Annotated in this window: 21 protein-coding genes and 3 pseudogenes; 2 read left to right on the top strand and 22 right to left on the bottom strand. The window is 46.5% G+C overall.

Going from position 1 to position 24125, the window contains the following annotated elements; all coding sequences use genetic code 11:
• Window positions 1-30: 30 nt before the first annotated feature.
• Together BN2762_RS04175 and BN2762_RS04180 are read right to left on the bottom strand one after the other, a co-directional pair.
• A complete protein-coding gene (locus BN2762_RS04175; RefSeq protein WP_055105765.1) occupies window positions 31-861 on the bottom strand; it encodes a carbohydrate ABC transporter permease in 831 nt (276 codons plus the stop codon).
• Window positions 861-1742, bottom strand: a complete 882-nt coding sequence (locus tag BN2762_RS04180) for a carbohydrate ABC transporter permease (protein WP_055105766.1) — start codon at window positions 1740-1742, stop codon at window positions 861-863. Before BN2762_RS04180 ends, BN2762_RS04175 begins: the two co-directional genes overlap by 1 nt.
• 123 nt (window positions 1743-1865) lie before the next feature.
• On the opposite strand from BN2762_RS04180, the gene BN2762_RS04185 reads away from it, so the two are divergent.
• Window positions 1866-3668, top strand: coding sequence for a cache domain-containing sensor histidine kinase (locus tag BN2762_RS04185; RefSeq protein ID WP_055105767.1), 1803 nt, complete (start codon window positions 1866-1868; stop codon window positions 3666-3668).
• Window positions 3669-4008: 340 nt separating this feature from the next.
• On the top strand, window positions 4009-5640 hold the full coding sequence (locus BN2762_RS04190) for a response regulator transcription factor (protein ID WP_055105768.1): 1632 nt from the start codon (window positions 4009-4011) through the stop codon (window positions 5638-5640).
• Window positions 5641-7039: 1399 nt separating this feature from the next.
• On the opposite strand, the gene BN2762_RS04195 is transcribed toward BN2762_RS04190, so the two are convergent.
• The 20 genes and pseudogenes from BN2762_RS04195 to BN2762_RS04275 form a co-directional block, all read right to left on the bottom strand.
• The gene (locus BN2762_RS04195; RefSeq protein WP_055105769.1) at window positions 7040-7786 is read right to left on the bottom strand and encodes an amino acid ABC transporter ATP-binding protein; all 747 of its coding nucleotides are present in this window, start codon (window positions 7784-7786) and stop codon (window positions 7040-7042) included.
• A gap of 15 nt (window positions 7787-7801) precedes the next feature.
• Window positions 7802-8461 (bottom strand): amino acid ABC transporter permease, encoded by a 660-nt coding sequence (locus BN2762_RS04200; protein WP_055105770.1) that lies wholly within the window; start codon window positions 8459-8461, stop codon window positions 7802-7804.
• Window positions 8462-8541: 80 nt separating this feature from the next.
• Complete coding sequence (locus BN2762_RS04205) at window positions 8542-9333, bottom strand: amino acid ABC transporter substrate-binding protein (protein ID WP_055105771.1); 792 nt, start codon at window positions 9331-9333, stop codon at window positions 8542-8544.
• A gap of 176 nt (window positions 9334-9509) precedes the next feature.
• On the bottom strand, window positions 9510-10073 hold the full coding sequence (locus BN2762_RS04210) for a mismatch-specific DNA-glycosylase (protein ID WP_055105772.1): 564 nt from the start codon (window positions 10071-10073) through the stop codon (window positions 9510-9512).
• 132 nt (window positions 10074-10205) lie between these two features.
• The gene (locus tag BN2762_RS04215; protein WP_230202417.1) at window positions 10206-10997 is read right to left on the bottom strand and encodes a YwaF family protein; all 792 of its coding nucleotides are present in this window, start codon (window positions 10995-10997) and stop codon (window positions 10206-10208) included.
• A 101-nt stretch (window positions 10998-11098) separates the two neighbouring features.
• Entirely contained in the window at window positions 11099-14446 is a 3348-nt protein-coding gene (locus BN2762_RS04220; protein WP_148499865.1) for a DUF5704 domain-containing protein, read from the bottom strand.
• Window positions 14447-14502: 56 nt separating this feature from the next.
• On the bottom strand, window positions 14503-15696 hold the full coding sequence (locus BN2762_RS04225; protein WP_055105774.1) for a hypothetical protein: 1194 nt from the start codon (window positions 15694-15696) through the stop codon (window positions 14503-14505).
• 295 nt (window positions 15697-15991) lie between these two features.
• On the bottom strand, window positions 15992-16732 hold the full coding sequence (locus BN2762_RS04230) for a hypothetical protein (protein ID WP_222861015.1): 741 nt from the start codon (window positions 16730-16732) through the stop codon (window positions 15992-15994).
• Window positions 16714-17280 (bottom strand): annotated as a pseudogene (locus BN2762_RS04235) (RHS repeat-associated core domain-containing protein); the annotation flags it as partial. The gene BN2762_RS04230 and the pseudogene BN2762_RS04235, both read right to left, overlap by 19 nt.
• An 18-nt stretch (window positions 17281-17298) precedes the next feature.
• Window positions 17299-17499, bottom strand: coding sequence for a hypothetical protein (locus BN2762_RS27485; RefSeq protein ID WP_055105777.1), 201 nt, complete (start codon window positions 17497-17499; stop codon window positions 17299-17301).
• Between the two features lie 183 nt (window positions 17500-17682).
• Window positions 17683-18060: a hypothetical protein gene (locus BN2762_RS04245; protein WP_055105778.1), complete on the bottom strand. Its 378-nt coding sequence runs from the start codon at window positions 18058-18060 to the stop codon at window positions 17683-17685.
• Window positions 18047-18724 carry an RHS repeat-associated core domain-containing protein gene (locus BN2762_RS27490; protein ID WP_055105779.1) on the bottom strand — a complete coding sequence of 226 codons (678 nt, stop codon included), beginning with the start codon at window positions 18722-18724 and terminating at the stop codon, window positions 18047-18049. Before BN2762_RS27490 ends, BN2762_RS04245 begins: the two co-directional genes overlap by 14 nt.
• A gap of 378 nt (window positions 18725-19102) precedes the next feature.
• Window positions 19103-19483: an Imm50 family immunity protein gene (locus tag BN2762_RS04255; protein WP_055105780.1), complete on the bottom strand. Its 381-nt coding sequence runs from the start codon at window positions 19481-19483 to the stop codon at window positions 19103-19105.
• 13 nt (window positions 19484-19496) lie between these two features.
• The gene (locus BN2762_RS25775; protein WP_316246764.1) at window positions 19497-19649 is read right to left on the bottom strand and encodes an HNH/endonuclease VII fold putative polymorphic toxin; all 153 of its coding nucleotides are present in this window, start codon (window positions 19647-19649) and stop codon (window positions 19497-19499) included.
• Between the two features lie 114 nt (window positions 19650-19763).
• Window positions 19764-20144 carry a hypothetical protein gene (locus BN2762_RS04260; protein WP_055105781.1) on the bottom strand — a complete coding sequence of 127 codons (381 nt, stop codon included), beginning with the start codon at window positions 20142-20144 and terminating at the stop codon, window positions 19764-19766.
• Window positions 20145-20238: 94 nt separating this feature from the next.
• Window positions 20239-20412 (bottom strand): annotated as a pseudogene (locus tag BN2762_RS27495) (RHS repeat-associated core domain-containing protein); the annotation flags it as partial.
• A gap of 613 nt (window positions 20413-21025) precedes the next feature.
• Complete coding sequence (locus BN2762_RS04265) at window positions 21026-21484, bottom strand: hypothetical protein (protein WP_148499866.1); 459 nt, start codon at window positions 21482-21484, stop codon at window positions 21026-21028.
• A 14-nt stretch (window positions 21485-21498) separates the two neighbouring features.
• Entirely contained in the window at window positions 21499-21798 is a 300-nt protein-coding gene (locus BN2762_RS26770; protein ID WP_148499867.1) for a hypothetical protein, read from the bottom strand.
• Between the two features lie 72 nt (window positions 21799-21870).
• The gene (locus BN2762_RS04270) at window positions 21871-23112 is read right to left on the bottom strand and encodes an IS110 family RNA-guided transposase (RefSeq protein ID WP_055105783.1); all 1242 of its coding nucleotides are present in this window, start codon (window positions 23110-23112) and stop codon (window positions 21871-21873) included.
• A 124-nt stretch (window positions 23113-23236) separates the two neighbouring features.
• Window positions 23237-24012 (bottom strand): annotated as a pseudogene (locus tag BN2762_RS04275) (recombinase family protein).
• Between the last annotated feature and the right edge of the window lie 113 nt (window positions 24013-24125).

Here is a 24125-nt window from a genome sequence, read left to right on the forward strand (position 1 = left end):
AATAAATATTTGGAACAGAGGATCGGCTCTCTAGCCTTTAACCGATCCCGCTGCGATTCCCTCAACGATGTAGCGCTGAAGCATTAAGAAGAAAGCGATAATTGGCGTAATCCCCAGCACAAGCGCCGGCAGCGCGATATCCCATTGCTTCGTATATTCCCCAAAGAAGGAAAAGGTAGCCAGCGGGATGGTCCGCATATGCGGCCGCTGCAGAATCAGCGACGGAAGGAGATAGTCGTTCCAGATCCACAAGCAGTTCAGAACCACTACCGTCATGATCATCGGGCGCAGCATCGGCAGCACCATGCGGAAAAATACGCCTATGGATGTACAGCCGTCCACCGTTGCAGCCTCCTCGATTTCCAGGGGAATCGATTTGACGAACCCGTGGAACAGGAATAGCGACATCGGAGCTCCCAGCCCGAGATATGTGATAATCAGACCCAGCTTGCTATTGTTGACGCCGAGTTCATTCACGATTCTCATGAGCGGAATCATGATCGATTGGAACGGGATCACCATCGCTGCGATGAACAGGAAGAAGAGCAGGCGATTGAATAAGGTGTTGGCCCGAACCATGCGATATGCGCCCATGGCGCTAAACAAAGCCAGAATGATTACACTGATTACGGTGATGACCAGTGAATTCGTAAACGCCTGGGGAAACCGCGTCAGCTCCCATGCCTTCGTAAAGTTACTCCATTGGAACGCGGTCGGCCAGCTGGCCGAGTTCGACATAATCTCGCCAAACGTCTTGACTGAGTTGACGAGCAGGAAATAAAACGGCGACAAAAAGAGCAAAGCAACGATAACCATGATGATTTCCGTTATGAACAGGCGGCCGGAATATCTTTTGTGCATTATGCCTCGACCTCCTTCTTCTTCGTCAGCGCCACTTGGACGATCGTAATGACCGCGACGATCACGAAGAACAGCATGGCCTTCGCCGTACCCAGACCGTACCGGTTATTCTGGAAGGCTTCCGCATAGACGTTCATGGCGACCGATTCCGTGGACTTAAATGGCCCGCCCTTCGTGAGCGAGAGGTTTAGGTCGAACATTTTGAACGCCCAGGAAATGGCCAGGAATAAACAAATCGTAACGGCAGGCATAATGAGCGGAACAATAATGCTGCGCAGCATCTGCCAGCGATTGGCGCCATCGATTTCCGCGGCCTCCATAATCTCGGTCGGCACATTCGTCAGCGAGGAAATATAGACGACCATGAGGTAACCCGCCGTTTGCCACACAAACACGATCGTAATTCCCCAGAAGCCGGTAACGGAATCTCCCAGCCACGGAAGCCCGAAGAACGACCAACCCGTGACGTCATACATCGTACTAAAGCCTTTGATGAAAATAAACTGCCAGATGAATCCGAGCAGCAGCCCGCCGATCACGTTAGGCATGAAGAATATCGTTCGCAAAATATTTCTCAGCTTCAAAGCCTTTGTTAAAAAATAAGCGAGGAAAAATCCGACAACATTCGTCAGGACGATGCCAACCAAGGTGAATCTGGTCGTAAACCAGAACGATGACCAGAAATCGGGATCATTCGTAAATATCGTTTTGAAATTGGCCAAGCCTACCCAATTGACTGTACCCGCCACGCCGTTCCAATCCGTCAGCGAGTAGTACATGCCGAGGAAGAATGGAATGACCATGATGACTGTGAAGAACAGCAGGACCGGTCCTACAAAAAACAACTGCAGCCCCCATCCGGACAATCTTCTCTTGCTCATGGCGCAGCCCCCTTTCTTTATACCGAAAAAACTAGTGTATTGTCATTATCACTTGAATTGGCTACGATAAACACCGACAGAGGTGAACACTCAGGTGCAATTTATTGATCGGGGGAAAAAATATTGAAGTGGAACAGCATACGCGCCAAACTGATCCTTTTTCTACTTCTGGCTACCGTCATTCCGATCGTGGCGACGATGTTCGTTACGTACTCCTATACGGCCCATTCGCTCAGAACGAGGGTCGCCGAAGAAGACACTAGGCTGCTGTACCAGGGGGGAAGGCATATCGTCAATCTGGTGGAGGATTTAAACCGCAGCTCCTCCAACGTCTTCTCTATCTCCAACCAGTTAAAGGCCGGATATGAGGACGTGCAAAGCAACTCCCGCGTCTTCGCCGTATTATCCAATATAGCGACTTCTGTACCGGATATTTTCCAGGTGTATCTGTACGAGAACGGCAACCGCAAGGCGACCCTGGTAACGCTCAACACACCGCAGCGGAACTACGACACCGACGTTTACGCTGATGTGCTGACCGAGGACCGTCCTGCCGTATGGGTGCAAAAAAGCCATATGAGCCATACCTACGGGCTCAAGGCCTTGCAGCCGCGCTACCCTTCGCGGCCGGTATTTACGCTCCACCGGAGAATCGAGAACGTCCCCTCGAGCGAGGTCATCGGCTATTTATCGATCGATGTGAGCCTGACGGCATTGACTGATATCGTCGACCAGTTGTATAACAAGGAGCGGGAGAAAATCTTTATCATTGAAGAAAATGGTGATTTAATCTATGCCGATGAGCAAAGCATGCTTGGCGAGCCGCTGCAGGAGAGCTGGTACTCGGAGATGATCTCCGCCTCGGGACGAACGAGCGGGAGCTTCGAGCGGGACGGCAGCTTGTTCATCTACAATCGGATTGCCGGGAAAGGCATTGACTGGACAATCGTCAAGCAGATCCCCGTGTCGTATCTAGTCCGGGAGGCGAACCATGCCGCTGGAATCAACCTGCTGCTGCTCGCCGTTTCCTTAATGGTCATCGCCGCGGCAACCATCATCATATCGGTGCGGATCACCGCCCCGATCAAGCAGCTTGGCAAATATATGAACCAAATTCAATCCGGTAATTTGAATGTCGACATCCAGCCGGCCAGCAATGATGAGATCGGCGCCGTCATGCTCCGTTTCCGCAGTATGATGGACACGATCAACAACCTGATCTTGCGCGAATACAAGCTGGAGCTGGCCAACAAAACGAATCAGTTGCGGGCGATGCAGGCGCAGGTCAATCCCCATTTTCTGAACAATACGCTGCAAATTATCGGCACGCTGGCCCTGGAGCTGAAGATGCCCCGCATCTATGCGCTGCTGTCGGCTCTGGCGAAAATGATGCACTACAGCATGCATTTTGAGGATAAAAACGTCACCTTGCGGGACGAGCTCGAGCATGTCAAAGCCTACATCGAGCTGCAGAAGGAGCGCTTTGAGAACCGCTTCCAGTTCCATTATGATGTAGATGATTCGCTGCTTGACCTTCCTATGCCCAAAATGATTCTGCAGCCGATCGTCGAAAACTACTTCAAGCACGGATTAAACCGCACAGCATCGGACGGGGAACTGTCGCTGTCCGCGAGAAGACTGCGCGAGGGCCAGGTCGAGATCGTCGTGCAGAACAATGGAGCACAGATTCCCGATGACAGACTGGAGCAACTGCAGCAGGAACTGAGCAATTTATCCGCCGACAGGATCCATCATCCGGTGGATAACGGCGATGAGGCTAGCCGCCCCTCGATCGGCTTGGCTAACGTTCTGGCGAGACTGCAGCTTGTCCATCGAGACGACGCGGCCCTGACGATCAGCAACCTGGATCCGGTCGGCGTGCAAATCACCCTGATCATTCCTGATCAAGACAGAAGCGAAGTGTGAGTGTAGATTAGGGCACTTATTGAGATAGAAGAGAGTGTGAATACAGATGAGGGCACTTATTGTAAACAGAAGCGGAGTGTGAGTACAGATGAAGGCACTTATTGTAAACAGAAACGGAGTGTGAGGGCAGATTAGAGCGCTTATTTTAGACAGAAGCGGAGTGTGAGTACAGATGAAGGCACTTATTGTAAACAGAAGCGGAGTGTGAGTACAGATGAGGGCACTTATTGTAAACAGAAGCGGAGTGTGAGTACAGATGAGGGCACTTATTGTAAACAGAAGCGGAGTGTGAGTACAGATGAGGGCACTTATTGTAAACAGAAGCGGAGTGTGAGTACAGATGAAGGCACTTATTGTAGACGATGAAGCCAGGGTCCGTAAGGCTGTCCGCCTTCTCGTAGATTGGGATGCCCACGGCATTGATGAAATTTTGGAGGCGGGAAGCGGCAACGAGGCCATGGGACTTATCCGCCAGTCCAAACCCGGACTCGTGATCATGGATATGATGATGGCCTCGGGACACGGCATGGAGCTGATGGAATGGATCAGCGAATTTGCCGGCGGCATTAAATTCATCGTGGTCAGCGGACATAATGATTTCGATTTCGTGCGCAGCACCGTCCGCCATGGGGGAATCGACTATATCCTTAAGCCGATTGACGCGGAAGCCATCAATGCGGCGGTTCATAAGGCGGTGACGGAATGGCGCAATGAGGAACGGGAGCGGGCCGACATGCAGCGGCAGAGCATGCAGCTCAATGAGTTCAAGCCGGTTTACGGAGAGAAGCTGTTCTCCTCCCTCATCGAGGATCAGAGCGCTGCGGAAGCCTCCATTCGCCGTCTGCGGCATGAAGGGGCTATCCCGGCAGAGGCCGATACCGTACAGCTCTCGCTGCTGCAGCTGGATGCCAGTGACGAGCAGCTCCTCAAGCGGTTCGGCAATGATAGCGAATTGATGCATTTTGCCATCATCAATATCTGCAATGAGTTCCTTGCCAAGGATCGCATCGGCATCGCCTTCAAATATTGGGGCGCTCCCTGGGAAATTATCCTTCTGACCTGGGAGAGCTCCTGTGACATTCGGAAGCTGGCCGCCCGCATCAATGAGGGGCTGCTTCATACTCTGCAGCGCAGAATGCATTTCGGGCTCGGCTCAGCGGGGCGGCTTCCGCACAGCCTTCCCGGCCAATATGCCGAAGCCAAATCGGCGCTGGCCAGGCGCAACCTTCTGCGAAGCGGCGGCTATGTGCATTCGCTGGACGCGGGAAGCGAGGAAGCCGTGGAAAGGCTTGGCCAGCTAGCCTTCAGCTCGGTCCGAGAGGAATGGAAGATGGCTGTTCTGAGCGGCAACGACGGGCAGATTTCCGCTGCCGCGGAGAAATGGGTCGGCGAGCTTGGCCGGGTCGGAATCGTGACACCGGAGCAGCTGCAGCACTGGACATCCGCCGCCATGCAGTTCCGTGCCCAGCTTCTACGCGAGACACTGGGCGCCGCCGCCGGGGAAGCCGAGACTGCCCTGGAGCCAAGCGACCGGCAGAATCCGCCTCCCTTTCCGGGCAGTTATGCCTTTACACTGTTCGCATGGCGCGACTGGTCTTATCGCTTCATGACCGAGCTGGCCCGGGTCATCATCGAGCGGCAAGCCAAAGACAAGCGGACGATCGACGATATCGTCAGATACGTCGAGCAGCGCTATATGGACGACTTGTCCCTGCTTGACATCGCCAGCGCTTTTTTCGTCAGCCGGGAGTATGTTTCACGCAAGTTCAAGCAGGAATTCGGCATTAATTTCTCCGATTATCTTGCCACTTACCGGATCGACAAGGCGAAGCGGCTGATGCAGAATCCCCACCTGAAAATTGCGCAGATCGCCGAGATGGTCGGCTTTCGCGACGTCAAATATTTCAGCAAAGTGTTCAAGAAGCAGGAAGGCTTGTCTCCAAAGGCTTACCGGAGCAAGCTTGAAGTCTAAGGTGAGCCAGGTACGTTCCATAATGGATCAAGACCCCTGCAGAAAACCGCCTTTTCTCGAATTCACTTATATTTTCTTTTCTATATTAATATGAAAAAAAGCAGTGAAACACCAGGAGAAAATATGATAAAGCGAACCTAAGAATAGGTTGGAGCAAGAAAGGATAATGCTTCCGAAGAAAAGGAGAGCTTTCTAACTAGTAAAGAGAAATTTTTAGAAGAAACGAGAAGCTTTCTGACTAGAACCGAGAAACTTTCCAGTAGAAGCAAGAAGCTTCTGACTAGAACCGAGAAGCTTTCTAGAAGAAGCAAGAAGCTTCTGACTAGAACCGAGAAGCTTTCTAGAAGAAGCAGAAACTTTCTAATACAATTTCTAGAACAAGCGAGAAGCTTTCTAACTAGAGACGAGAAATTTGAGTAGCAGCGAGAGGCTTTCCAGAAGAAACAAGAAGCTTTCTAATACAAGGGAAAAGCTTTCTAATAGAAAGCTTTTTCGGGCGTATGAGTCTGGTCGCCTTGTGAGCGAATCTTCACCTTATAGCCTTTAGCATCCAAAAAAGTCTGTGAGCAATAGTGATCACAGGAACTACTTAAATAGATGGATTTATAGTAGTTATTTTCGGCGATAAACAAGAGGAAGTAGATTTAAATGGATTTCATGTCGCTAGTAGAAAGGAATCTCCCAATTATCGCCTGGATTCTTGATTTTAGGTGCATAAAATCCATCTTTTTTTTAAATCATTCGTTTAGAGCACAATTTAGATACATGAATTCCAGTTAGTGCACGCACCTTAGTATATGCCATCTTAGTGCCATGCACCTTAGTGCACGCATCTTAATGCCATCTTAGTGTCACGCACCTTAATCCATACATCTTAGTGCCACGCACCTTAGTGCACGCATCTTAATGCCATCTTAGTGCCACGCACCTTAGTGCACGCATCTTAGTTCACACACCTCATTGTACAATTTCTTAGATGCACTTATCTTAGGGTATGCAACTTAATGTCACACGCACCTTAGTCCATGCACCTTTGTGCCACGCCCTATGTGCAAGCACCTTAGTCCATACACCTTAGTCTCACGTACCTATGTGCAAGCACCTTAGTCCATACACCTTAGTGTCATGCACCTTAGGACACGCACCCATTGTCCATGCATCTTAGTCCACGCACCTACGCACCTTACTGTAGATATAGATATGGAGTGCCTTTACCAATAACGCTGCAGTAAGAACGACCGCCGTCATGCGGCGAACCCCGCGCGTTTTGGAGGTGCGTGAAAGTCAAAATGGTTATGGGCTTAACTGTACGCATATACAAACAGGGCTGCTTCCAAGGTCATGCAACCATGACTTAGGAACAGCCCTGTAAATAATTGTTTGCGAGACGCAAAACCGATTAAGCCAATACCCGGGTCAGGAACGAGCGCGTCCGCTCATGCCGCGGATTTCCGAAGATTTGATCCGGCGTACCGGACTCGATAATTTCGCCGTCCGCCATGAACAAGACGCGGTCAGCTACCTCCCGCGCAAAGCCCATTTCATGCGTCACCACGATCATCGTGATCCGCTCCCCGGCCAAGCGCTTCATCACCTGCAGCACCTCTCCCGTCAGCTCAGGGTCAAGGGCCGAGGTCGGCTCGTCGAACAGCAGGATTTCCGGGTTCATCATCAAGGCCCGGGCAATCGCTACCCGCTGCTTCTGGCCTCCGGACAGGCTGGATGGGTAGACGTCCGCCTTATCGGCCAGACCGACCTTGTCCAGCAGCTCGAGGCTCATCCGGGACACCTCGGCTGCGGACAGGCCCTTAACCAGCTTCGGCGACAGCTCCAGGTTCCCCTTGACCGTCAAGTGCGGAAACAGATTAAAATGCTGGAACACCATGCCCATTCGGGAGGTAATCGCTTTGATTTGCTGGGCATTGGAATAGGCGCCGTCGCGAACGAGATATTCATCGCCGATCCGAATACTGCCGCCGTTCGCCTCCTCCAGATGAACGAGGCTGCGCAGCATCGTCGATTTTCCCGACCCGGAAGGGCCAATGACGGCTACGACTTCACTCGGGTTCACGCTGAAGGAGATGTTCTTTAGCACCTCAAGCTGGCCGAACACTTTTTTCAAATCGTTAACTTCAATGATTGCCATAGCTAGACAGTCCTTTTATTCGAATTTGAACTTACGTTCAAGCGTTTTGAACAGCAGGGTAAGACCTAGAATCATGAGCAGGTAAACAACCCCGGCAACGACGAACGGAACGATGGTAAAATCGCGATTGACCGCCGTATAGGCGAAATGGAGCAATTCGGGAACGGATACCGCATAGAGCAGGGCCGTATCCTTGACGAGCGTAATCGATTCATTGGATACCGCAGGCAGGGCCACGCGGAACATTTGCGGCATAATAATCCGCGTTAATGTCTGCCAGCGGCTTAGTCCCAGCACCTTGGCTGCTTCATACTGGCCTTTGTCGACGGCGAGCAGGCCGCCGCGGAAAATCTCCGCAAAATAAGCGGCGTAGTTCAGTATAAAAGCCAGACTGGCCGCCGCAAAGCGATCCAGCACCAGATATTCCCCAATGAACGGGAGCATCGGCAGGCCGAAGCAGAAGAACAGCAGCTGCAGCAGCAGCGGTGTTCCCCGCATCACGTATACATAGCCGTTAGCAAGCCAGCTGAGCGGCTTTATTCGGCTGTTTACCATTAACGTGACGAGGAAGCCCAGCGGAATCGACAGCAGAATCACCAGCACAAACAATAGGATCGTCGTTTTGGCGCCCTGCAGCATCGGTATCGTTATGTCCCATAGGTAGCTTATACTCATATCATTCGTCTCCCCAAAAACAAAAACCGGATAATAAGCGATCCGGTTATCGTATAATGACTTTTACCCATCCGAATTGTCTATTTCAAAACCTTGTCTTCGCCAAACCATTTCGTCGAAATTTCACCGGCTTTACCGTTGGCAATCAGCTTATCAATCGCTTGCTGCAGCTTCTCCAGCAATGCCTCGTTGCCTTTCTTGACGCCGATGCCATACTGCTCGGGAGCAAGAGACTCCTCAACCAGCTTAAAGGTTCCCTCATCCTTGGACATATAATATCTGGCCACGACTTCGTCGATAATTACCGCGTCAAGGCGCTTCGTCTTCAAATCCGTAAGAGCAAGCACGTTATCCGCGAACTCGGTAACGCTCTTCACTTCGGAGTGGATCGGATTGGCATTCAACGCATCCGCCGCCGAAGACAATGATTGCAGACCTACATTTTTTCCAGCCAAATCCTTGATGGAATAAATATCGGAATCGGCCAGCGTAATAATGATCTGGCTGTTCTCCAAATAAGGCTTTGTGAACAGAACCTTGCCTTTGCGCTCCTCGGTGATCGTGTATCCATTCCAGATCAGATCGATCCGTCCACTGTTCAGCTCGGATTCCTTCGCTTTCCAGTCGATTGGCTGGAAGGTCACTTCCACGCCCATTTCCTCGCCGACCGCCTTCGCGAAATCAATATCGAAGCCAACCAGCTCATTGTTCTCATCCCGGAATCCCATCGGAGCGAATTTATCGTCAACTCCAATAACCAGCTTGCTGTCACCCTTGGCTCCGCCGCTGCTGCTGGTACCGGAACATCCTGCTAACGCAACCATCAATATCGATATAATTACCCCTAGTACAACCAGTCTATTTCTCTTCATATTGACCCTCCCCGTCTAGTCCGTACAACCTAAATGCTTTAGTTCGTTAATACGTTATCAAGGTTATATCATAGCATATCACCATGAAAGAGTCGAGAGAAATGATAGATTGTAATAAACTTCCTTATACTAGAAAAAACGCCCTGCGGCGTTTTCTCAGAGTGTCGATTCGGAACTTAACGGCGATTCCCTTCATCAGGCGCCAGCATGCCGGTTATGAATGCGTTAAGCTCCTTGTAAATGTCCACGATCTCGGACATCGGCATCCGTACCAGCCCGCTGGAGGAGGGGGCTACGAATTCATGGATCCCCTCCACGACGGGATTCTCCTGAAATCCCCATCCTACTTGCGATCTGCGGCTATATTCTGTATACACGCCCTTGCCGACGAAGCACGCCACCCTTGGACGATATTTTTCGAGCTTGGCTCTCAATATTTGCCGGCCCTCAGCATACTCTTCTCGGGTTATGTCCTCTGCCCCTTTCGTCGGGCGGGCCACGATATTCGTAAAGCCGTAGCCGAGCTTCAGCAGTTCTCCGTCTTCCGAAGCCTGATAAAGCCTTGGCGTAAGGCCTGAGCTCTCTAATATCCGCCAAAAATTGTTCCGGGGATTAGCGTAATGATGACCGACCTGCCCGGAACGAAGACTGGGATTAAAGCCGATGAACACGACGTCCAGCCCGTAGTCCAAATGGTCCGCAATCTCCCTCAGTTCTCTGGATTCATTTGCCTTGCTCATGGTTACCTCCGCCTCCTTCAGATTGATGGACAATTTTTTCATAGCTGTATGACTATCGGTTATTAGTAAGTAATCTGCCCCACTTGTCTATTCAACCCGCCTGGTATCTTCCCCAGCCTCATTGATATCATACTAACCCTGCACTCCCCTACCCTTGCCCTCAGATTGTCTGGCCGCTCTTCTGCGCCGATCCGGGATCCAGAAGAACAGTACATACATGCCAGTAAACATCACAAGGGCAATCGCTTCCTCCGCCAGCAAATAATAAGGATAGGGCCCAAACAGATCCAGCATGGACGGCGTGCTCGGCTTGCTTCGCAGAAACATATAATTCGCGCCGATGGCATGATTCAGTGCACCGACCGCAAGAGCGAGTATATTAAGAAACAGCATAGCCCAGCCGATGGACCTCCACGTCGGCCTGTATTGCTCGATCCAGGTCATATAGAGGGAAGCGAGAATAATCGCCGCATGCGCGATAAAAAAATGAAAAAAACGAAAATGCGGATACCCGAAATCCAGGCTGGGCGTCAGCCAGGCCTGCAGCGCCCCGCCGATTCCGGCAAAAAACAAAATCTGATACAGCAGCCGGTTTCTCGTCAGCAGCATTACAATGGACAGCAGCAGCGATACACTGCACAGCTCCAGCGGCAGGGTATCCGTAATATCCCACTGCTCTGCGAGCACATACCACAAATTCAAAGCAATCTCGGATGCCAACAGGACACCCAGCAATCCATAGCGAATCACCTTCTTGGTGAACGCGCTGGAACGAATCTGCCTTCTTCCTGCATACAGCGCAACCATCAGCAATACAAATAGCCCTATCCCCACGAGATGCGGAGCGGAATACAGCCCAAAATCAGGGGCATCCTCCACTCCAAAAAAAGCCGCCACATCCATCAGCATTTTCCTTTCCTTCATCTTTCAAGTTATCACCTGTTAATGTCTATAATATGGACGGTAACGATAGAACAGGTCAAGCCTTTGTTGGCTTGACCTGTCCTCCTTGTCCTTAAATCAAATTAGTGGGGAACCTGTGAACTGAAATCATCTCGACTGGACTTGTTGGCGTGGTAGAATACGACGTCACCATGGGTTAAGGAGAATTCGTGGCCGAATGCATCTTGAATTAGTTCTTGAAAGCCTTCCATCTGCCATTGATTTTCTCCCCATTTGTTCATCATTGGTGCATGAATATATTGGAGATGAGGTGTATTCACATTACCGTCCCGAACAGACTCCATATTAAAGTTTACGACGATATACCCGTTCTTATATCTGTTCTGCATGAACACAGGTGACTTGTCATCCAGCCGGCCATAGATCCGATGAGCCTCCTCTAAAGATTGCCCTGCTTTGACAATGTAAGGATTCGCAGGCAGACTGTACTCACCGTACCACTGTTGAATAGATGCGTTCGCCCGCTGAGCATCTACAGAGGAAGGCAAATCATGGTTCAAATATTTGCCTTTAGGCCCGATAAAAGTTCGAAGCTGTTCCGGCAAAGCCATCCTGCTATAGCTGCCAACAGGTACCTTCTGCTTTGTCGCCTTATTCAAATACAAATCAACGTATTGATTTCGGGACAAATTCTGTCCTAAACCATTATAATGATCATATTTGTACAATGCCGTATCCGTCAGAGCCTCCACCGGCACATTGCGCAGACGCTCATTTAAGATCACGTAACGATAAGCTTGGTCGTCCCTGGAACCGATTTTGACAAAAGGCTTCTCGTTCGTACGATAATATAGATCTACTTTCTCACGAATCCTGCCATCCTGGCTTACGAAATAAAAAGCAGGAGTGATCACAATCCCATCCCGTTCTCCGAACATATTTCCCTTTGTCTTTAAATCAAATTTAAAATGGTATCCCGTCTTAATGGAGACATTCTTATAGCCTTGCAGCGGGTGGCTGCCCGGACGAATCAATAGTGTGAACGGCATGGTGTTGCCTCGGGGCTGCCCGTCAATATCTCTAGTGCCAACCCAATAAGAGACTCCGGTAGGATTACTGCTGCCTTTGGATACGCGGAATACCCTTTCCCAATTGAAATCCGCAATATCTGTAATGTGAAAATCATAAAGCCGTCCAATGACATCAACAGATACTTCATCGACAGCAACATGATTTATTAAATTCAGGTTGGCGTCCTGCTCGTATGGTATATCCTCGTATTTGGTGCCTGGCGCATTTTCTGCAATATTTCGAAAATACACTTGATAATGGCCCTCATCCACCCAAACCGGCAAGAAAAAGGTGGTCTCCACCTGATTTACGGGAATATCAATCCAGGTGCGCTTCGGAATAAACTGAGTCTTATTCTCATTGTATACATCAAACGGAAACAGAACCTGCTTAATTCGATAGTACTTTGCGTAATCTCGATCTCCATAACCCGGATAGCTCCACTCATCTAAATGCTGCCCCCAGGTCGGCATTCGAATCTTGAAAGGTCGCTCGAGGATCAGAGCCGAGCGATTCTCATTGGGATTCGTCTTCTGATTATGCGCCTGATCATCCGATACAGAAGAATAATTTACCACAGGGGTATGTACGGTTATGGGGTTTATTCCGTAAATAGGAAAGTTTATATCAGCTCCTCCATTAATATTGCCGGGCATAATCCCATAATAAATAGTTCCTGTGCTTTGTTGATAAGGCTTGTTCGTTTTGCTAATCGGGATGATATGCCCTGGGCTATAAAGCACATTCTCGCCAATCGTTCTTGGCTCAGGAATACTTCCTGGTGGCGGGCCAGCCTCTTCCGTTTCTATGCCGTCCATAATAATAGCACCGTTAAAATAGAAGGTATCGTTCTGAACAATAACGTTCGGTATTGCCGCCTCCGCTTCAGACAACAGATCTTCCCCCGACAAATCCGGACGATCCTCTCCTCCGCTACGACTCTCGGGTGGAGCTATTATTGTCTCAGGCAGTGGAGGAGCTTTAAACTTCCCCGTCATTTCGGTTGAAAAATCCGGGGGAGTGTAATAGGTCGGCTCAATTCGAATGCCGTTTCCTTCAAATGCATAATTCCATAGTGCAGCTTCCTTGATTTCATACACTTCCAGATTATTAATAACCCAATAAGAATAGGGTCGTTCAATCGTATACTGCCTAACAATCTCTTCCTCATCCGTCATAGGCTCAGGCGGCTCAGTCGCACCTTCCTCGGCAGCAGGATACCATGTCAGATGGAAGGTTTTTTTAACAGTCACATTATATGTACACATCCCGATCATTTCAACAAATTGGTTCCTAAATAAATACTCTTCTGTGAAAACATTGCCATACAAGCTCTCCGAGGTTGGAATCCCCATTATAACATCAAACGGTTCACTCCCTCTCCGATCTGCCTTGATTACCCCATCAGCATAAGGGATCATGACCTCGCCTTTCAATACTTGGCCGGGAACAGGTTCAGTGCACTCCGAGCTCGATTCGATATCATCCGGGGAATCCCCTTCATAATAAATTTTCATTTTCTCGGGATACCTGTACGTATAAGACACAATATCATATTCATAATTGGCCAAGTAAAATAACATTGCCGCGTTGCCTGCAGGAAGCTTATGAAAGTTATCCGCATTATAATGCCGTTGTGTAAATATTACTTTAGCCTGATTTAAGTCAACATAATTTTTATCACCATTTAGGTCAGGATATATAACCTGCTTCATTACCGTCGACGCATCATTTTTGCCATAATAGAATTCACCTGGGGTATATGGTTTGGGGTATCGGACATCATCCCTGTTATTAACCCGTACTGCTGTTCCATCATTTAAGCTGTCAATGATGCTCCTGCGGTTATCGACCACATTACTAGAAACCGAAATCCCATATTTTTCGCTTTTAAAGGATTCTTTCCTGCTAAAAGTAGCATCTAATTCCACCTCGACACCCGGGTATTCATGCAGTCCTGTAGACGGGTTGATCTTAGGATTCGCTTTCCCTATGAATTTATATCCTGAGGTTGACCCCCCAGGGGTCCAGCCTACCTGAGAGGCTCCGCGCTGCCAAGCAAAATATCCCCCTGCGATTGGAATATTGGCCAGGGATTGCACTAGATCAGCCTCGCCGGAAAATGTAAGCTTCCCTCGATAATACCGGTCATTCACTTCAACAGTATCAATAACCTCATTACCCTTAATAAATTCAATTTTTAATATTTTATTATTAGCTCCGGCATCCTCATTAAAATTTACCTCCATGGAATCAAAGCGCGTATACAAAATTCCGCCGCCTGTCATCTTATCGTTTCCAGAAAGATTGTAAGGAATTGACTTCGTTATGACCTGATTTCCGGCAGCTCTGACTGCAGGATGATCTGGAATTGAAACGGACAGTATAGCTGCTGTCAAAATGCCAGCAATCCCGACCCTGAATATTCGTTTCGAATAATCTGACATATAGAATACTAGTCCTTAATATATTTAGGGCCGTCAACTCTAATTAGTACATTTTCGATTCCACCAACCCATTCAGATAATGCCGGTGTTTTAATAGTAATATATATTTGTCTTTCTTTCTCCTGAATCCACCCTTCTTTGGGAATAATATAAGCTTCCACATCGTTAGCTTCTTTGCGATAAAGACTGGCAGCTTGATTCAAGACCTTCTTTTCACGAAACAATTGATAATCAGGCGGTTCTATTCCATGAATGGAAGTTAACGGCCCGTGCTGATACGTAGCAAATTTCGTTTTATCTTTGTTGTATATTGTTCTTCCCTTGAATAGAAGTACGTAGCTTTTCTTCCAATCTGTAATGGGATAGTTGTCCACAGGTACATTATTTATTCTGGCTCCGTTAAAATCAATCTTTAACTCCTGGATTGGATCAAGCAGCTTTAAATTCGGGTCATTGGGATCCTCTAAATCAATAGCGATAAGCGCATCCAATTGTCCCTTATATAGGCCATTCTTCGTTTCAATGACCATTAGATCCTCACGCCACAAGTCCTCTATTGTCTTCCCCTTATAATGTTCCTCTCTAGTAACAAAAAATTCTGGCATAACGGTAAATATATTCGTCTTATGCCAGGCTAGCTCGGCACTGGAGACTGCATACTTGTCAGCTTTTAACTGCCCTCCTGCATTTAACGTCCGAATACGTTCCATAATTTTGTCAGCTTGGGCCTGAGTTATGGTCTTGTCCTCGCCAAGCTCCCCCTTACCCAGCCCCGTGAGCAAACCTGATTTGGTAGCCAGATACATCCACTTATCGTCTTCTTGTGTATTCCCTCCCGTTGCCCGCACAACCACTCTAGCAACCTCCTTGCGGGTAATAGGCTTGCTCAGCGATTGGTATGAGCTTGGAAAGTCCGTCTCAACATATAATTGATGATCGCGTGCTGTCTTAGCGTAAACTTCATACCCGGAACCCGCAGCTTCCTCTAAAGGCAGCTCCAGTGTGGCAACAACCAGCTTAAGGAATTCCCCCCGCTGAACAGGCTGATTCACTATAGGCAAAGCCGCTGGAATTGCAGCTTCCTGCTTGGAAGCTGTAGTTGCCGTATTGGCTCCAGCCTTATCCTCAGCAACACTTGTTACCCCAACCAAGAGGGCTGTCACTAAAACTATAGTAAACCTTCCAACCATCCATTTCTTCATGTTATGTACGCTCCTATTCTTAATAATAGATGAGTTATACATTACATATTCCCCATTACCCACCACGAAGACATAGTTCTCCAGGCACTTGTATTAGGAAATATAGGATAATAATACCATTTAGCGATTGAGAAGTTTGTCGTATTTTGTTGTTTTGGAATAAAATTGTTGAATTATAGCCAGGAAGAATTAAATAGAAAAACCTTGAAAGGCTCGCAGCCCATCAAGGTTGTGAAAAATTTAATCATTAGTTGCCCATTGGATAGAAAACCGTAAAGCTCGTTGTGGTAGCTAACTAGTTAGTTGAAACCTTACTTTGCATATATTGCTCTACAATCTCTTGTGCTCGCTTAGAAGGTACGTGCCTAGAATTACGAAGATATACGACTTCATCAACGAAAAAGCCTACACTTTCTTCCGCTTGTGTAGGAAGTATAATAATCGCGCCAGCATTTTTTAAGATTTCGATACAGATATGAATACTACAATTCAATATTAAATCGTTAATCCATCCCGTACTCATCCAAGGAAAACAAAATATTTGTTTACCATAGGCATACCCAATAGCTAAGGAGGCTTTCCATCTCTCCCAACTAAGCTCCTCCAATTTTAGATTCAATCGATCTTGTGATAAATTAAAAAGTTCAACAATTTCCCCAACACTTTGTATCGAACCACTGTGATTGTGTTTGATTGCTTCCTCTAGCTGCTTAATAATACTTTTCCTTTTTGAAAAAGGGTTCCTAGAAATCCCTTCCCCTACATACCAGCTAATGCCCTCTAAATCGGTTAAAGTAGCTAACATGCCATCCAATTTAATTTCACCGGAAATAAATTGTTCTCTTCCAGCTAGATTATAAGACAACCCCCAGCCACCTTCACCACATTGACCAATAATTCCATACGATCCACCCTTTTTAAAAATATATCGAAAATCTTTAATATCATCTATCATTTCACCGTAATCTTTCATTTTAGGGTAATACAAAGCGCTTTCAATATTAACCTCAATTTGGTTTACTTCCAGAACTCCCACCACCCTTTCTTAAATCCAATCTCTTTAACATCAAAAATTTCAATTGGTACTCTCTGAAAATCTGTTGTTTGTACAGTAATATGTTTTATTTTTGAGTTAATTATGCCTACGTCAGGTTCGAATGAGGCATTTGTCTTAAATTCCAAAACTGTTTGAGTCCGACCTCCAATTCCGGCGGCTTTTGCTTGCGACTTAGTTGGTTGTTCAGTCCATGCAAAAACGCGTGATTCCCATTGATTACCGGATCTACCTAGTTTATTTGAATCCATAATTTGTTGAGCGGAATCCTTGGTTGTTACGTGGTAGTAAGTTCTAGCATCACCCTTACCCCCACCCGAACATTGCTGCTTCATCAATCCCAGAGGATCAATGTAGCGAACTGGGTCGCCGTTTACGTAGGCATAGCGGTTAAAGGTTTGGCCGTCCTGCAGGTCTCCGCGGATAACATCACGGTTCAGGAACCGCTTTAGCACCGGATGGTAGTAACGGGCACGCATGTAATACAGCCCGTTCGGGTCTGTTATGACTCCGTCTCTTCCATTATACTGGAAGGGCTGACGATTGTCTCATTCGTGGCTCTCAACCTTGCCATATGGATCGTAAGTATAGCGATCTCTTACCCGGCCTTGTTCATCGGTCAGCAGCGTCGTGCTTCCGCGAAGATCGCTGTGATAGCTCAAGTAATTCCCGGCTTCATCCTCCCGGCCAATCAGGCCATGACCATATACATAGAAAGCCTTCGGAGTCCCATCCTCATGAAGCTCCATGAGTACTTGACTTAACTCGGTACGATCGTCGATGACATAGCGGGTGGTTGTCCCCCTCTAGGTTAGGGAGATTCGGTTATAAGCATCATATTCTAGACTTCTACTAGATGATTATTTGAATTCTTCTACACTTGGCATACAAAAAAACCTTGAAAGGCATAAGCAATTCAAGGTTTTTTCGCACTAGTCTACAGATAGTATTTCAACCGACTCACAGTAAAATTTAAGAGTGCTATTCTCGTAATCATTAATAAAATATCTTTTAGCTTTCTCCCATCCATCTCGTCCATAATCAATAATTTCAAAACCTAAGATTTGATTATATCCCCCCCCAAAACCTTTAACTTCCAATGAGGATACATTTGTAAATTTAATTAATACATCTAATTTCTCATTCTGAACGTTAGATTCCAAAACAAAACATATTTCAAGATAAGAAACATTCTCAAACTCTGAATTTACATCAATGTAATAATTTAAAATGGTTATAAAATTTAGTTGTCTTAAATCAAAGTCAGGTTTTTTATCGATAATTTTATGAATGTTTTTAATAAAATTCAATAAATTCACCATCCATCCAAAAGTCATATCGCTTTTCATATCCATATTGTGGGTCATATTTAGGTCCATACTTCGTTTCATGTAAATGTGGATTAGAATGGTCAGAGTACCCATGATTAGTATTATCAACTCTATATTGTTGCCTACCATAGCTGTCATATATAACAGTCGATTTTTCTAATTCTCCTGTTCTTTCATTGTACTTATTATGTGTAATTTTGTCACCCGGAGTTGAGTTTTTAGGAGCATCCCTTTTCCAATAATCATCTGGTACAAATGGCCCCTCACCCTTACCCCCACCCGAGCATTGCTGCTTCATCAATCCCAGAGGATCAATGTAGCGAACCGGGTCGCCGTTTACGTAGGCATAGCGGTTAAAGGTTTGGCCATCCTGCAGGTCTCCGCGGATAACGTCGCGGTTCAGGAACCGCTTTAGCACCGGATGGTAGTAACGGGCACGCATGTAATACAGCCCGTTCGGGTCTGTCATGACTCCGTCTCTTCCATTATACTGGAAGGGCTGACGAGTGTCTCCTTCGTGGCTTTCAATCTTGCCATATGGATCATAAGTATAGCGATCTCTTACCCGGCCTTGTTCATCGGTCAGCAGCGTCGTGCTTCCGCGAAGATCGCTGTGATAGCTCAAGTAAATTCCCGGCTTCATCCTCCCGGCCAATCAGGCCATGACCATATACATAGAAGGCCTTTGGAGTCCCATCCTCATGAAGCTTCATAAGCACTTGACTTAGCTCGGTACGATCGTCGATGACAACGGGTGGTTGTCTCACTTAAGGTTTGCGATAATAGCAGCGTATATGGGGGCGGCGTATTCTACAGTCGCGTAGATTTCCCTATGAGGAAGCGAATGAGCATAACAAAAAACAGGTCAATCATAGTGGTATCTGACCATAATCGACCTGTTCAATGTAACGGAATAGCACGAAACGACGAAATCTTCACACTGGTATTACATGGGTTATTTGTGTTATTGGTTGAATGATGAGTTCATTCGGTACTGGGTAGCCCCACCAATAATAAGCCCTTAATTACAATAGCCAGTAACAGATTGAATAAATCCTGATTCAGCCTTAATTAGGGCATTAACTGTTCCAGTAATTTTAACAACAATTAAATTGGCTTCATCCTTGAAGATTTCAATGTTTGCCTTGAAGTCAAATGAGCCGGAATTCAGTGTAATTTCTTGAATAGCCGACAAGTCAATTCTAACAGCAACAGTATTCTCGCCTAGTTCCACCCACTTCTTGGGTGGTCTTTCAGCATAATAAGGCATATCAAATTTAACTGCGACAACACGCCCTTCATCATGGATGTTTACTTCAGCAATACGAACATCCTTAAGTTCAGGTACTTGTTCATACAAACTTACTAGAAAGTTGTTTCTTTCCAAGACTTTATACCACACTTCTTAACCACCTCTATTTATTAAATGGATAATGCTCCATCGTACCTGGAACTTTACCTGTTCGGGTATTATCGGCAGATCTTACATTAAAATGTGGACCTTGTCCACCTTTTTGGCGATTGTCGATGACATAGCGGGGGGGGGGGCCCTTCCAAGTTAGGGAGATTCGGTTGTAAGCATCATATTCTAGGCTTCTACTAGATGATTATTTGAATTCTTCAACACTTGGCAGCATACAAAAAAACCTCGAAAGGCATAAGCAATTCAAGGTTTTTTCGCACTAGTCTACAGATAGTATTTCAACTGACTCACAGTAAAATTTAAGAGTGCTATTCTCGTAATCATTAATAAAATATCTTGTAGCTTTCTCCCATTCATCTCGTCCATAATCAATAATTTCAAAACCTAAGATTTGATTATATCCCCCCCCAAAAAAACCTTTAACTTCTAATGAGGATACATTTGTAAATTTAATAAATACATCTAATTTCTCATTCTGAACGTTAGATTCCAAAACAAAACATATTTCAAGATAAGAAACATTCTCAAACTCTGAATTTACATCAATATAATAATTTAAAATGGTTATAAAATTTAGTTGTCTTAAATCAAAGTCAGGTTTTTTATCGATAATTTTATGGATGTTTTTAATAAAATTCAATTAATTCACCATCCGTCCAAAAGTCATATCGCTTTTCAAAACACTCTGACTCTTACCCCCACCCGAACGTTGCTGCTTCATCAATCCCAGAGGATCAATATAACCGAACCGGGCCGCCGTTTACGTAGGCATAGCGGTTAATGGTTTGGCCATCCTGCAGGTCTCCGCGGATAACGTCGCGGTTCAGGAAGCGTTTTAGCACCGGATGGTAGTAACGGGCACACATGTAATACAGCCCATTCGGGTCTGCCATGACTCCGTCTCTTCCATTATACTGGAAGGGCTGACGGGTGTCTCCTTCGTGGCTTTCAACCTTGCCGTATGGATCTTAAGTATAGCGATCTCTTACCCGGCCTTGTTCATCGGTTAGCAGCGTCGTGCTTCCTCGAAGATCGCTGTGATAGCTCAAGTATTCCCGGCTTCATCCTCCCGGCCAATCAGGCCATGACCATATACATAGAAGGCCTTCGGTGTCCCATCCTCATGAAGCTCCATTAGCACTTGACTTAGCTCGGTACGATCGTCGATGACATAGCGGGGGTTGCCTCACTTAAGGTTAGCGATAATGGCAACGTATTTCGCGGCGGCGTATTCTACAGTTGCGCAGCATATTTCCCTATGAGAAAGCGAATGAACATAACAAAATACAGGTCAATCAGGTGGCATCTGACCTTATTTGCCCTGTTCAATGTATCGAAATGGCGTTATTTAGTAGTAAAATTCAAATATAATGGGCGTACAAACAAAATGATAAAATCTGCGTAGGTATATTACATTAGTTATTTGTTTTATTGGTTGGAATATGGGCTCTTTCGGGACTAGACAGCCCCTCTTAACCATAAAAAACACCAGTAAAATTTCTACTGGTGCTCTCAAAACAATTACATGAAACAAGATTTAATTTTATTTTCGATATTAATGTCCATACCGTAAACTTCAAAATATGAAGTATCAAATGGACGAATTTCTAATTCTGCCTCAGGATGTTGTAGTCCTTCACTTTCTTCTGTTTCTGGTAATATATTGGAATCCCATCCAATTTTTTTACCTTTCCTAATCCCGATGAACACTCCCGAATGGAACTGCACTATCTCTTCTGCTTTTTTAATCAGTTCATCTGTACTTAGGATTTCTGAGTATGGTTTTGGAAATAATACTTCGGATGGTTGGTTACTGCTACCAAACACATCAAAAGCAAACCAAGTAAAATTGGAGGTTTCGTGTTGAATACAGGCTAGTATTTGAACAAGCTGTTCTCCCAAACAACCTATCTCACTTTGGAAATACTCCCCACTTAATCTAAGTATAAATGTAGGTTTTTTTAGATAATTGTCCTCCAACTTTCCCACCTCCATTACTTAAAACTCCATGAGCCATCTTTAAAGACTGCAAGATGGTCATGTGGATTGGTATGATTCGGACGACCATGGTCAGTCCAATCTGTACGTTTCACTGGAACACCATTCTTCCCCCACTCAAGGGTTTGAATATAATCCCCTTTTCTACCTTTTTGCCACCCAATCTGTGTATGAGGATTCATTGATTCAGGCACATGAACAGTTCCATTTATCATTTTTCCGTCTGTTCTAGGAAGCGGCATAGGATTACCGCTAGCGTCCTTTGGAACATACTTTGGTGTTTGAGCTTCACCCATCCCCTAAGTTGTAATCTTAAACTTGGGAATAAAGAAGGTGGCAACTGGTTCTTCCAATTACCACCCATTATATCAGCTTGCTTGACGCTCTGTTAGAGTTGCCGCCGCCCTGTATTCCGTCTTGTGCTTCATCATGCTGTAGATAATGTTTACAAGCCTTCTCATGACGCATATAAGGGCTTGCTTCTTGGTCTTTCCCTCTGCTAGCTTGCGTTGGTAATACTCGTAGAACTTAGGATTCCGTTGCTTCTTGTTGTCACCTTTAGCGACTTGGATTTGCTGAACGGCTAGGTTGTGGAAGATGGCGTTCAGCACCCGATTTCCTTGTCCGCTTGCTTGGTCTTTGCCCTTGCCGCCCGAACTAAAGCGAATAGGAGCAATTCCGGCGAAACGGGCTAGCTTGTCAGCGTTAGGAAAGCGGCGAATGTCTCCGATTTCGGCAATCAGTTCCGCCGCTGTAACGGTGCTAATACCGTCCATCGAATCCAGTTTGTAATCTGTCTCAGACAGTACCTGACGTAGCTGTGCTTCTGTCTCTTTAATAAGTTCTCTGCTCCGCTTCATGTCCTGTACCATATTTACAACAAGAAAGTCTCTTGATGCTTGGTAGTTTCGCTTTGTTTCTCCGTCTTTCTTTACCAGTTCCAAGATTTCTTCTGCTTTACGGGTAGAACAGGTGTTATGGCTTGCTTTACGGAGATAAGCCGCTAGTTCCTCCGCCCCCACCGATTCCAAGTGATACGGAGCAGGGTACTTCTCCCAAAAGGCTAGAGCCGCCTTCCCGTCAATATCACAGAAGAACTTCTTGTAGGACGGATAGTGATAGCTTAACTGCTGATGAAGTTGGTTCTTGAGCGAAGCGGCATGTTTGACGATAGAGTTCCGTCTTGCCACCAGTTGCCCAATAGTCCAGTATATATCTTGCGGATTCGCATCCGGCAGGTCATCGAGCCTTGCAAACAGAACCTTCGCAATACAGAACGCATCCCAACTGTCGCTCTTTTGGGTTGTTGCATTGCTCATACGTTCATTGTAGGACAGGGCGGAATTGACTTCCTTGACGATTTGCTTCTTCTCGACAAGGTAAACGGCTAATGCTCTGCCGTTGCCGCCTGTATCTTCTAATCCATAGACAGGGGTCATTTCTTTTGGCGTATGCTTCTTGACGAACTTCATCAACTCGTCAAAGGCAGATGGCTTATTCTCGATTTGGATTTCGCCTAGCCGCTCATGCCAACAGTTGATGATAACTGCTGTATGGTGGGCTTTATGCAGGTCTAACCCTACGTAAACATGACGCATTTTGTAATGCATAAAAGAAATCACCCCTGTGTACGGATTCTAAGTCTGCGTGATGGGTAAAGAATGGGGGCAACCTCAGTTCAAGCGTTAACCTTTCGGTTCGCAACGGGACGCAAGCCTCTCCAATCAATACTTGTCACAGTATGGCTTCATGTAAGCCATCAGCTTCTATATTTCCATAGCGGTATGTTCCACTATAAAAATCCCGTTTGTCCAAGATTCGTTTAATTTGCACTTTCGTAAACAGTCTGCCTTGTTGGGTCGTAAAACTTCTTCATTCATGGCTTCGGCAATTTGGGATAGTGACCATGCCGGATGTTCTTCCTTTAGCTGAAATACTCTGCGGACGGTTCGGGCTTGGCTTTCATCCACTTGGATGTACTTCTGACCTTTCTTTGCCTTGTAGCCGAAGGTGGCTCTCCCTCCGGCATAGCCGCCCTGCTCCGCCTTCTTATAACGCCCCCTGCCAAGCTTGAGGGCGATTTCGAGCCGTTGGTACTGGTCGAGCAGTTCCATCAGTCCGTTGATTAGAAAATCGTTCGGGTCTTTCTTGTAGATGCTGTAGGTCGGCTGTTCGATGCTCCGAACGTCCACCCCATGCTTCTTGAACTCTCGATGCACCAACACCTTCACAATGTCAGACCGCCATAAACGGCTTGTATTGAGGACGATAACTGCATAAATGGATTGGGTAGACAGGGCGGCTAACATGCTCTGAAAGCCGATTCTGTCCACTTCTAGGGCTTCTTCATCGACCTTCGCCCCACTAATACCTTCATCACTGTATATGTTCATCAGATTCCATCCTTGTACCTGACAATAGGAGCGGATTTCATCTTGTTGGTACGCTAAACTGTGGCCATCTTTGGCTTGTCCACTCGTTGACACTCTGACATAACCGATGACATTCATGTTGATTCCTCCCCCACCGTTACAGAAATCTCAATTTTTGTAACGGTATTCCGTAACATACTCTGATTATATTACGGTATACCGTTGCACACAAGAGATTTCAGGTGATAAGA

This window comes from Paenibacillus ihumii, from assembly GCF_001403875.1.
GTDB classification, from domain to species: Bacteria; Bacillota; Bacilli; order Paenibacillales; family Paenibacillaceae; genus Fontibacillus; species Fontibacillus ihumii.